The sequence below is a fragment of the Lysinibacillus sp. FJAT-14222 genome (genome assembly GCF_001278875.1).
In the GTDB taxonomy this organism is placed as follows: domain Bacteria; phylum Bacillota; class Bacilli; order Bacillales_A; family Planococcaceae; genus Lysinibacillus; species Lysinibacillus agricola.
Genome location: NZ_LIYL01000018.1, coordinates 137121 through 151201, shown reverse-complemented (window position 1 = coordinate 151201; position 14081 = coordinate 137121). Strand labels below are relative to the sequence as shown.

General features: G+C 37.9%; 13 protein-coding genes and 1 riboswitch. Of the genes, 2 read left to right on the top strand and 11 right to left on the bottom strand.

Translation table 11 applies throughout. The annotated features are described in order from the left end of the window. Both AN161_RS08535 and AN161_RS08530 read right to left on the bottom strand, forming a co-directional pair. Nucleotides 1–543, bottom strand: coding sequence for a hypothetical protein (locus AN161_RS08535; protein ID WP_053594038.1), 543 nt, complete (start codon nucleotides 541–543; stop codon nucleotides 1–3). A gap of 252 nt (nucleotides 544–795) precedes the next feature. Further along, a riboswitch (cobalamin riboswitch) is annotated at nucleotides 796–999 on the bottom strand. 246 nt (nucleotides 1000–1245) lie between these two features. Next, complete coding sequence (locus AN161_RS08530) at nucleotides 1246–1794, bottom strand: hypothetical protein (protein WP_053593929.1); 549 nt, start codon at nucleotides 1792–1794, stop codon at nucleotides 1246–1248. 91 nt (nucleotides 1795–1885) lie between these two features. On the opposite strand from AN161_RS08530, the gene ytvI reads away from it, so the two are divergent. After that, a complete protein-coding gene (ytvI, locus tag AN161_RS08525; protein ID WP_053593928.1) occupies nucleotides 1886–2944 on the top strand; it encodes a sporulation integral membrane protein YtvI in 1059 nt (352 codons plus the stop codon). 99 nt (nucleotides 2945–3043) lie between these two features. On the opposite strand, the gene AN161_RS08520 is transcribed toward ytvI, so the two are convergent. Together AN161_RS08520 and AN161_RS08515 are read right to left on the bottom strand one after the other, a co-directional pair. Next, entirely contained in the window at nucleotides 3044–4261 is a 1218-nt protein-coding gene (locus AN161_RS08520) for an NlpC/P60 family protein (protein WP_277815931.1), read from the bottom strand. Between the two features lie 349 nt (nucleotides 4262–4610). Then, nucleotides 4611–6596 (bottom strand): AarF/UbiB family protein, encoded by a 1986-nt coding sequence (locus AN161_RS08515; RefSeq protein ID WP_053593927.1) that lies wholly within the window; start codon nucleotides 6594–6596, stop codon nucleotides 4611–4613. 312 nt (nucleotides 6597–6908) lie between these two features. Between AN161_RS08515 and AN161_RS08510 the strand changes: the two genes are divergently transcribed. Further along, nucleotides 6909–8603, top strand: a complete 1695-nt coding sequence (locus AN161_RS08510) for an FAD-dependent oxidoreductase (protein ID WP_053593926.1) — start codon at nucleotides 6909–6911, stop codon at nucleotides 8601–8603. Nucleotides 8604–8644: 41 nt separating this feature from the next. Here the strand turns inward: AN161_RS08510 and AN161_RS08505 are convergent, their stop codons facing one another. The 7 genes from AN161_RS08505 to AN161_RS08475 form a co-directional block, all read right to left on the bottom strand. Then, the gene (locus AN161_RS08505; RefSeq protein ID WP_053593925.1) at nucleotides 8645–9595 is read right to left on the bottom strand and encodes a c-type cytochrome; all 951 of its coding nucleotides are present in this window, start codon (nucleotides 9593–9595) and stop codon (nucleotides 8645–8647) included. Nucleotides 9596–9827: 232 nt separating this feature from the next. Continuing rightward, complete coding sequence (locus AN161_RS08500) at nucleotides 9828–10529, bottom strand: DsbA family oxidoreductase (protein WP_053593924.1); 702 nt, start codon at nucleotides 10527–10529, stop codon at nucleotides 9828–9830. 13 nt (nucleotides 10530–10542) lie between these two features. Then, nucleotides 10543–11319, bottom strand: coding sequence for a sulfite exporter TauE/SafE family protein (locus tag AN161_RS08495; protein ID WP_053593923.1), 777 nt, complete (start codon nucleotides 11317–11319; stop codon nucleotides 10543–10545). A gap of 114 nt (nucleotides 11320–11433) precedes the next feature. Further along, a complete protein-coding gene (locus AN161_RS08490; RefSeq protein ID WP_053594036.1) occupies nucleotides 11434–11661 on the bottom strand; it encodes a sulfurtransferase TusA family protein in 228 nt (75 codons plus the stop codon). A gap of 225 nt (nucleotides 11662–11886) precedes the next feature. After that, nucleotides 11887–13014, bottom strand: coding sequence for an MBL fold metallo-hydrolase (locus tag AN161_RS08485; protein WP_053593922.1), 1128 nt, complete (start codon nucleotides 13012–13014; stop codon nucleotides 11887–11889). 82 nt (nucleotides 13015–13096) lie between these two features. Further along, on the bottom strand, nucleotides 13097–13492 hold the full coding sequence (locus AN161_RS08480) for a DsrE/DsrF/DrsH-like family protein (protein WP_053593921.1): 396 nt from the start codon (nucleotides 13490–13492) through the stop codon (nucleotides 13097–13099). Between the two features lie 13 nt (nucleotides 13493–13505). After that, entirely contained in the window at nucleotides 13506–14054 is a 549-nt protein-coding gene (locus AN161_RS08475) for a sulfurtransferase TusA family protein (RefSeq protein ID WP_053593920.1), read from the bottom strand. Nucleotides 14055–14081: the final 27 nt, after the last annotated feature.

The following is a 14081-nucleotide window of genomic DNA, read 5'->3' as shown; positions in this document are numbered from 1 at the left end:
TCATTTATTCTCCTTTTTCTTTTTCATTGGGTATGACTTACTAAGAAACGGTATTTCAGCAATACCAGCGTGTTGATTCATATAAACTGCCATTACAAAAAATACATTGGCTAGTAATCCTAAATAATCAAAGAGAATAGTTGGTACTTCTCGTTCTTCAGATACTTTGTGCAAAGCGCGATATGATTTTTTCGCCTCACTACGGCATAAATGTAATGTAGCAGCAGCCTCCGTTCCTTGAGGTAATACAAAGTTTTGTATTTCCTCCTTCACATAACTAACATAAAAATCATAGCGATCACTTAGCCAAGTCAAATCATCTTCAGTTACCGCTAACTTACCTCGGACTGAGCCATTTACATGGTAAGCCATTGGCAAAATAACTAGTAAATCATCCGCTACTAACTCTACCGTCTCTTTTTTCACTGCTGCCAAAGCGACGCCAATATGTGTTGTAAGGCTATCAGTTCGAATTTCAAAATCAACTGTTGATGCCTTTTCACGCATAAATGGATAACAAGAATAACGTGCATCTTTTTTCAAATCTAAGTCCCCGCTTTCCTTCATGAAAAACTCTTACTTTATCAATTGCGCCTTGGCGTAATTGTAGCTGTCGCTTCGCTTTCGCTACAGATAAATACCCTTCTTAGACTTGTCCTAAAATTTCAATAAGTGTGCATAAAAAAACGTCGTTCCTACCCCTAGGAAACGACGAAAATAACATAAATAATGTCTATTATATAGCACAACATAGCCTATGTATTTGCCGCATATTCTCCTAGCTTCCGAAGAGTATTTATACGTTCAAATAAAGGTCGGTCTCCTGGCTTGTACAGTTCACTACATTCAAACTTGTTGTGGATTATAAAAACCTTCCCATCTGATATTCGACAGTGGTTTATCATATGATTCCTGTACTTACAGTTGCGGAAACAGCTTTGGTTTTTCACCGAATTCCCGATTATGCTATAGTTCAGCACCTTTATTCTGCAAGAATTATTCACTTATAAAGCAGTTTATCATAGATTGATAGGAAAAAATAGCTGTGGAGTTTGGAATAAACAAATACGATGGATAAAAATCATGTAGGTATTTTCCCTTACGCATGCGGGTATTTTCACTGCCCCTGAGGGTATTCCTTCTACTCGCACATGAATCTGTCATTCTTCATAGATCAAATCGTTTTATTTTTTCATACTCTATTACCGAAAAAATTTGCACAAAAAAATAGCCATTCCATGACCTTTAATGGATGGCTTTCTTATATTTCTTTTTGTATTTAACATCTTGTTCTTCTTCAATTAAACGCTCCGCAATTTCTAGTAGTTTCGGGTCATTGGTTTCATCGAATAGCTTTTTAAAGGATACAATAATATCATAGCGTATTAATGTCGGATGCTTTTCGTCTAAGCATGTTTGGAACCTTTTTGCCAAATATGAAACGACTAAATCTCTTTGTACCTGCCCCGCTATACCTATTTTCCAAATTGCCTGCAAAGTATGCCTTGAAGTTACTGTTTTTTCATCATACGTCACTACCCAAATCTTTAAGAAGTCCTCTAATACTCTTTCTTCTGGATCACTTTTTGCTGCGAGCGCGCATAAAAATTGCGCAGCACTTGCACGCACATGTCCATTTTTGTATGTAAGAGCTTGAACAAGCTGTTCCCAAACTGCATATGTCCAATCAACTGGTTCCTGCATAATCTTCATCAATTCTTCGTAAGATTCGTATTGAATATCGCGGTCACGCTCTGTTAAATTACTAAAAAGTTGCATAATCTCTTTTTCCATGATTCATCCCTACCTTTATTGTTTCAGAACGTAATATTATTATAATTTTTTATGGTACACTTAATTTAATTTGCGTAAAGAAGGAGAGTCTATGAATAAATTTAATACTAGGAGACTGATTTTTAGATTAATTATGATTATTTCTTTAATCGTAGTTGCATATTTTATTATCCCGGTTTCCGTTCCCATAATATTAGCAGGTGTTAGTGCATTTTTTTTAGAGCCCATTGTTAATTTCTTTAAACGGCGATGGAAAATGTCTCGTAAAGTTGCAGTCGCTTTTATTTACATAGTGAGCGTTATCTTAATTTCAATTATTTGTTACTTCACTATTACACAACTTATGTCGCAAATAATTTTAATTTCAAAGCAAGCTCCCTATTATATTTCAAAACTATCAGAAATGTGGCTTAGTATGCAAGAAAACATTTCCAAATACACTGAAGACTTTCCACCTGAAGTAAGTACCTCGCTTCAAAATACAACAATGGATTTCATAAAGAAAATTGAAGAATCCTTTTTAAACATTTTCAATTATACCAAAGTTACAGCCTTCTTTTCAGAAATTCCAAGGCTATTTATCAGTCTTCTCGTTTATATGATTGCTCTATTTTTATTTATGCTAGATTTGCCCAAATTAAAACAAATTACTTATAAATATTTAAAGCCTAGCACTGCCAACAAATTAAAGATTGTCTTAAATCGTTTAAAAGGTGCTATTTTCGGCTATATGAAGGCACATTTACTCGTTAGCTTTATAATTGGAGGCGTCACACTTATTGGCCTTCTATTAATCCAGCCAAAATACGCAATAACGATGACAATCATTATATGGTTAATTGATGTTATTCCTTTCCTCGGTTCCATTATCATTTTGGCGCCATGGGGTCTTTATTACCTATTGGTTGGAAATATATCTATTGCTGTAAAATTATTCATCCTAGCTGCTATTTTACTCATTATTCGTCGAGTAGTCGAGCCTAAATTAATGGGGGAGCATATCGGTTTATCAACTTTACCTACATTAATTGCAATGTTTATTGGTCTTCAGCTATTTGGTGTGATCGGTTTACTTGCAGGACCTTTTGTCATTATTTTCTTTATTGCATTAAAAGAAACAGGTATTATCAAGCTGAATTTTAAAATATAGCACTATGTTTGGCTTCCAATAATAAAAAGGTCATCTTTGTATTTTTTCTTTACAAAGATGACCTTTTCGTTATTTAAATCGTCTATATAATAGTAAGACTTATTGAATACGACCGAAGCCTACTAAATATTGGTTCCACCAATCAAGTGATTCAATAACAACACCATTATTTTGAGCATCGATCATCGTGTTGTTACCTAAGTAAATACCTACATGCGCTACGCCTGAACCATAGCTGAAGAATACTAAGTCACCTACACGTGCTTCGCTTGCTGAAATACGTTGTGTTGCTAAATATTGTTGTGATGCTGTACGTGGTAAAGATACACCTGCTTGGCTGTAAGACCATTGTACAAGACCCGAGCAGTCAAATCCTGTTGATGGGTTACTGCCGCCCCAAACATAGCTACGGCCTAGGAATTGCTTAGCCGTTGAAATAGCATCACCTGAAGATGCAGTGCCTGTGCCTGATCCAACAACGATTTTTTGTGATTTCACATTGTTAGCATCATTACCATTGTTACTAGCATTATTTGTATTATTTGTATTATTTGTATTATTTGTATTATTTGTATTACCATTGTCACCATTGTTGTTTGTTGCTTGTACAACTGGAGTAGCTGCTTGAAGTGCACGTAAACGAGCTGCTTCTTCCTCTGCTGCTTTACGTTCTGCTTCTAAACGTTCTTCTTCTTGTTTCGTTGCAATTTGTGCTTTTAATGCAAGCGATTTTGCTTCGTTTTCAGCTTTTTTCACTTCCATTTCGCTTTCCTTTTGTTGAAGCTCTTGGAATTGCTTTTGAAGCTCTTTTTGTTTTTCATCTAATATTGCTTTTTGTTTCTCTAAGTTAGCCTTATCTGCTTCTTGCTGATCTACTAATTCTTGGTCAGCATCCATTAATGTTTTTACCGCTACGACACGATCCATTAAATCTGCAAAGCTTTTCGATTCAAGAACAGCACTTAAATAAATACCTACAGTGTTATCTTGCGCTTGGTATGCAGCCATACGTTCACTTAAAATTGTTGAACGTTGCTCAATACGTTTTTTAGTATCTACAATATTTGTATCAACTTCTTTAATATCTGCTTGTACTTTGTTAAATACTTTTACTTTTTCATCGATTTCTTTTTGTAAATTAGTTAATTCTTCTTGTAGCTTTTTAACCTCTGTATCTATTTTAGCTTTCTTATCTATCATTTGTTGAGATGTTTCTTCTGCGTGCACTTCTGTTGGTTGAACTGTATTAAATAATAAGCCGCCAGCTAGTGCTAATGCTAGCACCATCGACTTACGCCATTTATTGCGTTTACCCACGTTAACTTCTTTCCCTTCATTAGTCAATTTCGCTCTTGGTTTTTTAATGTAATCACTTGAACGATTCTTTTGTATTTTCTTATATCTGTATCAGCCTTTTAAAGTTTAGCATTATTAGCATAACTTTTATACTATTTCACAACTTTTTAATCGTTTAGTAAAACTCGAAATATTCTTGTAACATTCACGTAATTTCTGAATTATTCTCTAAAATACTATTCTTTTCTACAAAATAACTACTTTCACTATTTTCCCGTTAGACCCATTCTCTAATTTGTAATGTTTTTGTAATATTTCTCGAGAAGGTTTTGAAAATAAAAAAAAGGTAAGGGAACATTTCCCCTACCTATTACTTCATAGAACGTAACGCTTGAATAGAAAGCCGCACTAAAAGAATGGCGCATAAAAATAATCCTAAGTATGCAGCTGTATTTAAGTAAACAGCATACGAGTCATGAATAAACTGTGAGATTGCTAAAAGTGCTACAGAAATAATGCCAAAGGTAATACCAACGAGAAGCAAAACAAAACGGGAAAACAGATTTGTAATAAAACGAGCATTATGCTCATCCGAAAAAACATCGTGATGTAAAATAATTTTTCCGCTCTCCACCCGTTGAATAAGCTGGTCAACTCGTCTTGGCATTTTGCGTAATGTCGGAATAAGCATCGATAATTCTTCTTGCAAGCGTTCCTTTGTTGCCATCGGTTCTTTAAATGGCTTCAGGAAGGATGCTCGCATATACGTGGATGAAAAATCTTTCGCTTCCATAAAAATATCAAAACGTGGATCGATTACCCGTAATGTCCCATCCAATGTTACTAATGAACGTAGCGCTAAACCTACTGCAGGATAGAATGCAAGACCAAAATCACGAACAACCGTAAATAACGCATGTATTAATTCTTCTGTTGGAATTCGATCCACGTAAGAAATTTTCAACAGAATTTGATCAATTGCTTGCTCCATCCTTGCACGTTCTGCATGATCAGCATTTTCAACCAATAGCGTTAAGCCATCATATAAAATACTTGAATCATTTAGCTGAATCCCCATTAAAAATAACTTCAAGCCCTCTTGTTGCGTAGCTCCCAAACGGCCAACAGCCCCAAAATCAAGCAGTATCGGTGTGCCATCCGTCTCATCAATATGAATATTTCCCGGATGTGGATCTGCATGAAATATACCTGAAAAAAGCATTTGCTCGAAGAAGGAATATAAAACAGTCCGTGCAAACTGCCTACGATCAATTTCTAAACGATTAAATTCAGCCGCAGCATTTGCAACGCTTTTCCCCCGTACATATTCCATGACAATAATATTTTCATCACAATATTCTGTATAGATTTTAGGAATCCGTACTTTATAGTCGCTTTTGGCAAGGGCATTTGTCACCTGCAATGTATTCCGAACCTCAATATCTAAATGAATTTCCTCGCGTAATCCATCTGCAAATCCTCTAGCAAGCTCTCGAAAGCCCAGTGACTCAGCCCATGTAGACTTGCTCGTAAGCCAATTGGCAAATTCCTCTAAAATATCGAGATCGTCGCGCATTATCCCCTTTACTTCTGGACGCAGTAGCTTCACCACGGCTTCATCATAATTCTTTAATCGCGCCTTATGTACTTGTCCAATAGATGCTGCCGCAATAGGCTCCATTTGAAAACTTGCAAATAGTTCATTCATAGGCTTTGGTAGTGAACTTTCTAAAATTTGAGTTACTTGCTCTGACGCTAAAGGCTTCACATTATGCTGTAGCCTCTCTAACTCCTCAATAAAGATGGGTGAAAACAGTTCTTTACGTGTAGAAAGTACCTGCCCAAATTTAATGAAAATCCCACCACATTGCTCCAAAGTAGCCCTTAAAGCAATAGCAAGCTCCTTTTCATTTTCTCGTTGTCTTGCGTATTTAATTGTTTGAACAACACCATTTGTCACAGCTATTTTTAACACCTGACGCAAGCGCTTTTGCTGCCGCCAGTAGCTACGAAGGCGCAACAATAAATTTTTTTGGCCATTACGACGATCTCCAGCTGCAATACCACTCGGATCGAAAAGCTCAAAAACAAGATAAAGCAGCATAGAAATTAGCAGCATGCTTCCAATCCAAATAAGTGTACTGACCTCTGTCACTGTTTGCATCACCGTTTCAGATAAATAATCTGTATGGCGCAAATATGAATACCAGTAAACAAAGGACGTCAGCGTCACACTAATGACGACAGAAAGTACCCTACGAACAAAATTAATGCTTGAGCCAATTAATCGACCACTTACAAAATAAATAATCCCTGATACGACAATGATTTGGATTAAAAATTTCAAAAAAATCAACAGCGTCACCCCCGATGCTACTTCCTAATACTGCTAGTATAACAAATCTAAGGCTCATCACCATAACGTGGGGGTGATTTTCGTTCCGACTGTTATCCCCAAAATATTGTCTATTTGTTTACTTTTTTCGTATTTATCCACTTAAAATGATTTTTACTCAGTAATTTCTGTTGATAAAATACCTTTAGGGGTATATTATCTATTTAAAGCAATAATTATCCACAATCCCATTCATTATTAACACTAGAAAGCTGTTGTTTTATCCACAACATACCCCTGTATGTATATAACTAGAAAAGGATGTGCTTACACATGAGTAAAAAATTTTTAGTAGTTGGTGGTGTCGCGGGCGGCGCCTCGACCGCTGCACGTATTCGTCGTCTCGATGAACAAGCTGAGATTATAATGTTTGAAAAAGGACCGAACGTTTCATTTTCAAATTGTTCTTTACCATTTCATCTAAGTGGAATTGTTGATAACAGCGATAAGTTAATCTTAATGACACCACAAACCTTTCAAACAAAATACAATATTGAAGCTCGTGTTAATCAAGAAGTTTTACATATTAACCGAAAAGGAAAAACCATTACTGTAAAGGATTTAACCACTGACACTGCGTATGAAGAAAGCTACGATGCGTTAGTGTTATCTCCTGGTGCAAGTCCAATTGTTCCAAACTTGGATGGCGTTCATTCTTCACACGTTTTTACCGTTCGTAATGTCGTGGATATTGACCGCTTAAATCGTTATATACAGAGTGATGACATACAGGATATCGCTGTTATCGGTGGCGGATTTATAGGTGTAGAGGTTGCAGAAAATTTACAGCTTGCCGGCTTTAATGTCTCACTCGTTGAATTCAGTCAACAAATCATGATGCCATTTGATTATGATATGGCCCAAATATTACACAAAGAAATGATGGATAAAGGAGTTAATGTCATTGTCAATGACGGTCTAGCTAAGGTTGCAGCTGATTATGTAGAATTGAATTCTGGTAAAAAATTAAAGGCACAGGCAGTCGTATTAGCAATCGGCGTTCGTCCTGAAACCTCTTTAGCGAAAGAAGCTGGATTGGCAATAGGTGAACTTGGTGGCATTCAAGTTGATGCTAATTATGTAACATCAGATCCTTCTATTTACGCTGTGGGCGATGCCATCGAAGTATTTCATCAGCTAACCCATAAACAAACGCGCCTGGCACTAGCAGGTCCAGCGCAGCGGCAAGCACGAGCAGCAGCTAATCATATGTACAATATACCTCAACAAAATAAAGGAGTTATCGGCTCTTCAAGCGTGCAAATTTTTGATTTCACGTGTGCCACAACGGGTTTAAATGAAAAAACAGCACTTGCACATGGATTGCAAGCAAAAAGCGTGTATTTGATCGCACCAGACAAGGTTGGTTTAATGCCAAATAGTAATCCACTTCATTTTAAGCTTGTTTTCGAAGTGCCAACCGGAAAGATTCTTGGAGCGCAGGCAATTGGAAAAGGTAATGCCGACAAGCGCATCGATGTTATTGCAACTATGATAACAATGGGTGGCACATTAGAAGACTTAAAAGAGCTAGAGCTATCGTATTCTCCAATGTTTAGCACCGCTCGTGACATAGTTAATTTAGCTGCACTCGTTGCTCAAAACCAATTATATGGTCATTACAAACAGGTAAAGGTTGACGAGGTGAGAGGTCTCGTTGAAAATAACGCCTATTTCTTAGATGTGCGAGAAAGAAATGAATTCGAGGCTGGTCATCTCATCCATGCGCATAATATTCCGTTAAGTGAGCTCCGTGAACGTTTGGACGAGATTCCACAAGATAGACCAGTTTATGTACATTGCCGTTCGGGTCAGCGAAGCTACAATGCTGTAATTGCCCTTCAGAATAACGGTTTCTCTAATGTCTTTAATGTTGCCGGCTCCTTCCTCGGTATTTGCTTATATGAATATTTCACAGATGCAACAACTAATAGAGATAAAATTGTCACGGCCTACAATTTTAAATAACACGAAAGGGATGCCGTTATTTTGCAGCATCCCTCTTCATTTTAATTCGTGGAAAGCACTTTCTCCCAATCTATTGTGCCATTTTTAACTTGTTCACGTTTTTCTTTATTCATAATATCATTTGGACGTCCACCTTTTGGCCAATCTTTATCATGATTTGCCCACTCAGGTCGATCCTGCGATAAAATAAAGGCTGCTAAATCAGCGGCATCTTGATCAGTCAAAGTACCAGCTGCACCGATTGGCATGTTGTTTTTAATGTAGCCAGCCATTTTTGACATACGTGCCATACCCGCTCCATCATTAAATGATTTTTCACCCCATAATGCTGGACCTGTATTAGCACCCATACCAGAGCCATCAACTGCGTGACAAGTGATACAAGACTGTGCATATAATTCTTCACCGTTCGTAACATCTGGTATAGGGACATTTTTCATAGTACTTGTACCTACCCATTCACGTTCTGCCCCAATAGGTACACCTTCTGAAATATAGGCGAAGTATGAGACCATCGCCTCTAACTCTTCGCTACTCATGTCAAATTTTTTACCGTTCATACTGCGAACCATACAACCATTAATACGCTCTTCAATAGTTACAATATCACCTGAGCGCGCAATATATTGCGGATAATTCGCCATAACACCAACTAATGACGAAACTTGCTCATCATAGCCTGCCCCAGCATGACAGCTTGTGCAAGACAATTGATTCCCAACATATTCTTCTGCAGCAACATGTGTATTATTTACAAGCTCATAGCCGTATAATATCGCTTCCTTCATAGGTCCATCCGGTACTTCTTCAATACTTGGCGGTGCATAGACAACTGACTGAGCAGCTGCTGTTGTTGGTATTTTCGTCTGTACTGCGGTCTCTTTGCTTTCTCCGTTAGCATCACCTAAAATTTTGTCGCTAATAACTGCCCCCACAAAAAGTGTGCCTACTAACAGTACTGTCCCCGCTACTCCTGCTACTATAGGTTTCATCTATAATACCCCCCTTTGTATAATCACCTATATTTTAGCAAAATATCATATTTTTCGATGTGATTTTTCTCACAACTCGCGCAAACAGAACCCTTCAGATGATAAAAATGGATAAATTATGTAATAACTATTGTTCTACAACACAATAAACACTACTTAATACCTGTTGTAGTATGTATAACTTCCTAAAAAATGCCGAGTACAGTACTGTACTCGGCATTTTAGCGTTCTCTTATAATTTACATTCACCATCAGCACAAGTAGCTTCACCATTCCCCTCCAACTTCAATGGTTGAATGCCTGCTATCTCTGCAGCTTGATGTAAAGTTCGTACGAAAACCTCATTTGGCTCTGCCCCTTTAATACCGTAACGATTTTCAAAAACAAAGAACGGAACACTTTGTACACCTAGCTGTTGGGCATCATATCGATCTTTGTTCAAAACTTCACTGAAGTCCTTTGATGCAATAACACCCTTTGCTATTTCAACATCTAAGTCCAGATTTCCAATGACTTTCAATAAAAATTCCTCATCATTTAAGTCTTTTCCTTCTGTAAAATAGCCACTCATAAGTGCTTCCGTATAGGCTGACTCTTTACCAAACAACTTTGTCCATTTTGCCAATCGATGAGCTTTTTCAGTATGAGCTGTTTTCATGTCTTCAAAATTGTAATGCAAGCCAACCTCTTCGGCCCGCATTGCTATACCTTTAGTCATTTCCTTTACTTCTTCTATCGTGGAGTCAAATTTCGCGGCCATACCCTCATATAAAGTTGGTGCATCTTTCTTTGGCGTATCTGGACCAATTTGATATGCTTTGAATTCAATCTCTACCTGCCCTGAATAGCCTGCCAAGTCAATGGCACGTTCCAATTCTCTTTTGCCAATGTAGCAAAACGGACATGTAAAATCTGAGAAGATCTCTATTTTCATTTTCTACTGCCTCCTACAATATATCCATCCAAATTTTAATGGCAGTTGCTAAAATGAGCACTGCTAAAATAGCTTGTAAAACTTTTGTATTTAATTTTTTTCCTGCTTTTGCACCTAGTGGAGCTGCTATTAAGCTAGCTACAATCATAATTAATGCAGGATAATAATCAACTTGTCCCGTCATCAATTTTCCAATTGTCCCACCTATCGAGGATATAAAGGTAATAGCAAGGCTTGTAGCAATTGTCATACGTGTAGGTATACCTAATACTACTAGCATTATAGGCACTAACAAGAAACCACCAGCTGCCCCAACAATCCCCGACCCAATACCAACAATGAACGCTAATATAGCCGCTAGCGGTTTATTGAACGTTACCTCATCCAACGGCTTGTCGTCAATTTGCTTCTTAGGAATAAACATCATCACTGCGGCAATCAACGCCAATACACCATAAACGATGTTAACTCCCTCTTCAGATAAAAATTTGGAGCCATAACTACCGACGAAGCTTCCTACTAATATGGCACCACCCATATAAATAATCAGTGATTTATTTAAATAACCACCTTTACGATATGCCCATACCCCTGCAATTGAGGCAAAAAACACTTGTACTGCACTAATACCCGACACTTCATGTGCTGAAAATGCTGCAAAACCAAGTAAAGGCGGGATATATAATAACATTGGATATTTTATAATCGATCCGCCGATTCCTAGCATTCCCGATACATACGAACCTACAAAGCCAATCAAAAATATTGTAATGATCCATGCTAAATCCATCTTTTTTCCTTCTTTCCGGTCACTTACGCCTTAAGGGCATTGTCATTTCCACTAATCACAAATGAAAGGAGGGTTGTTCATAACTTCAAATAGAAGAGACAACCCTCACCTGCCTTAAGCTTTTTGAATAAAGAATGTAATGACACCAGCGTCTTCAGATTTGTCTAAAATTGTATGACCACCAGCTTTTGCCCAAGCAGGGATATCTGCAAGAGCTCCCTTATCTGTTACTTGAACCTCTAAAATTTCACCTGAAATTAATGTATCTATAGCTTTTTTTGTCTTCACTATAGGCATTGGGCAAGACAAGCCCTTTGCATCTAGTTGTAAGTTTGATTTCATATTTTTCTCCTTTGAAACAGCAAACGTTGTAAGCGATTTTGCCGGTTCTATTTGTTTTTTCATGACTCTGCGAAGAATGAGCGCCTTCGCTTCGCGGTATTTACACGCTACAAGCATGCATGCGTACTCATTGCATTTCAGCATCTTATTAATGGGTTTTCCTTCATCCCTTACTAATTATAAATTTTCACCAATCGGACTTTTACGGATGCGGGATAAAACAAACTATCGAACTGCACAACGGTTCGGACCAATTTCCATCTCTGTTTGCTCATCTTGCGCAGGTGTAATCTTACCCATATTTACTTGACGAATTTCTTGATATGCATTTGGCTGCGGAGGTAAATTATCTGTTACAATGCTACGGAAATTAACTTCATCCTCAATATTTAAGCCGTGATTTTCCGCAAACAATTGTCCAAGACGTTTGGCAACAGTTCCATCTTCATTTAGTTCATCAATAATCATAAAATGAGCTGGCAAAACAATTAGTTCATCCGATAACTCTCTGTATCGTTTGTAAAGTGTTTCGCGTAAATCACCAACCCAATCTTCTGCAAGACCAGCTAAATCCGGGCGCCCAATTGAATCAATAAATAAAATATCTCCAGTTAACAAATACTTGTTGTCCACAACGAATGACGTTGAACCAATTGTATGACCAGGTGAATAAATCGCTCCTACGTCAATTTTCGAGGCACCAATTTGTACAGTTGTTCCATCAATTAAAGGTGTATAGTCAAACACAACCTCTTCCGCATCTTTTGGTGGTAAATAATACGTTGCACCAGCTGCAGCTGCGATATGGCGTCCACCAGATATATGATCAGCGTGCAAATGTGTATCGAAAACATATTTAATTTTCACGTTTTTATCTTCGGCAAAGCTTGTGAATGCGTCTGTAAAACGCACAGCATCGATAATAGCGGCTTCACCCTCAGAGATGACCATATAAGAAAGGCAGCCCTTTCCTAAACGTACAAATTGATAAAGCTCACCACCACCTGCTAAATCTCCTACTTTAATCGGTTCTAAATATTCACTCCACGTTTTCATTCCACCTTCTAAATAAGCCACCGTACGTCCTGTTTCCGATAACATCTCAGCTACCATCATCGATGATCCTTCTTTTGCACAAACAACTAAGACATCTTTATCAGCTGGAATCTTCGGTAAAATGTCTTCGACACCATCTAAAAGCTCAAAATACGGAATATTAAGGTACTCAAATTTGTGCCCATCAATTTTCCAATCTTCGAAAGCATCTGCATTTCGAACATCTAAAATAAATAATTCTTCATTATTAATTACTTTTTTCGCTACTTGTGCTGCGCTCCATTTTAGGATTGACAATCCGATTACCCCCTCAGGTATTATTTCGTTTATTTTTTTAGCGGAAAGGACTGCCCTCTCCGCTTGTATAGTTACAAATTAGTTAGAATGTTAATGACGGTGCTGCATCTTTAGCAAACTCTAAAAACGTCACAGCTCCCCCAACCTCGATACCTTCAATAAAATCATCTGTCGTTAAACCCATTACATCCATCGTCATTTGACACGCGATAAATTTCACACCTAATTCCTGTGCCATTTCCACTAATTGCGGAATTGCAGGTACATTGGCTTTGGCAAAGCCTTCTGCAAAATGCTCTGCTCCAGCAGGCATAGGTAATGCATGCATCCCTTGTTTATGAATTAAATTCAACCCCTCGAATGTGAAGAAGATGGCTACCTCCTTCTCAGAAGCTGCCGCTGCTGTTGCAATGTTGAACACCTTATACGCATCGAAAAGACCACCGTTACTTGCGATTATCGCTACTTTATTTGACATAAATTAATTCCTCCTAAATGTTTTTTGTTAAATCTCCTGTCCAGGATGTCATACCTGGCAGAACGTTAAGTACCTTTGTAAAACCATGTGCTGCAAGCTTCTGTGCAGCTAAATCACTACGCTTCCCTGTTCGGCAAATAACATAAATCTCTTGCTCTTTATCAAGCTCAGAAAGACGTGATTCTAGCTCACCCATCGGTATGGACTTTGCTCCCTCGATATGACCGAAAGCAAACTCTGCCTCCTCACGCACATCGAGAATAAGACCTTCTCTTTCTGCGACTTCCTCTAACTCGATTGTTTGTTCAAACGTTTTTTCATCCAACATTTCGTTTGAACATTTACGAATATAATGCTTAAGCACACTTTCTTCTTCCACTGTCCCAATGTATTGGTGCCCGACAGTTTCAGCCCATGCAGCAATATCCGCCTTTGAACCCTTATCTGTCGCTGATACTTCTAAAATTTGACCATCTACCAACTCCGCCATCGCCTTTTTCGTTTTCACAATCGGCATAGGACAAGAAAGCCCCTTGGCATCTAGCTGAAAATCTACCTTCATACTCATAACTCCCTCCTTATACCTATA

Coding starts and splice junctions, on each gene's coding strand:
- AN161_RS08530 (WP_053593929.1), bottom strand. CDS start 1,794: ATGGAAAAAGAGATTATGCAACTTTTTAGTAATTTAACAGAGCGTGAC.
- ytvI (WP_053593928.1), top strand. CDS start 1,886: ATGAATAAATTTAATACTAGGAGACTGATTTTTAGATTAATTATGATT.
- AN161_RS08510 (WP_053593926.1), top strand. CDS start 6,909: ATGAGTAAAAAATTTTTAGTAGTTGGTGGTGTCGCGGGCGGCGCCTCG.
- AN161_RS08505 (WP_053593925.1), bottom strand. CDS start 9,595: ATGAAACCTATAGTAGCAGGAGTAGCGGGGACAGTACTGTTAGTAGGC.
- AN161_RS08500 (WP_053593924.1), bottom strand. CDS start 10,529: ATGAAAATAGAGATCTTCTCAGATTTTACATGTCCGTTTTGCTACATT.
- AN161_RS08495 (WP_053593923.1), bottom strand. CDS start 11,319: ATGGATTTAGCATGGATCATTACAATATTTTTGATTGGCTTTGTAGGT.
- AN161_RS08490 (WP_053594036.1), bottom strand. CDS start 11,661: ATGAAATCAAACTTACAACTAGATGCAAAGGGCTTGTCTTGCCCAATG.
- AN161_RS08480 (WP_053593921.1), bottom strand. CDS start 13,492: ATGTCAAATAAAGTAGCGATAATCGCAAGTAACGGTGGTCTTTTCGAT.
- AN161_RS08475 (WP_053593920.1), bottom strand. CDS start 14,054: ATGAAGGTAGATTTTCAGCTAGATGCCAAGGGGCTTTCTTGTCCTATG.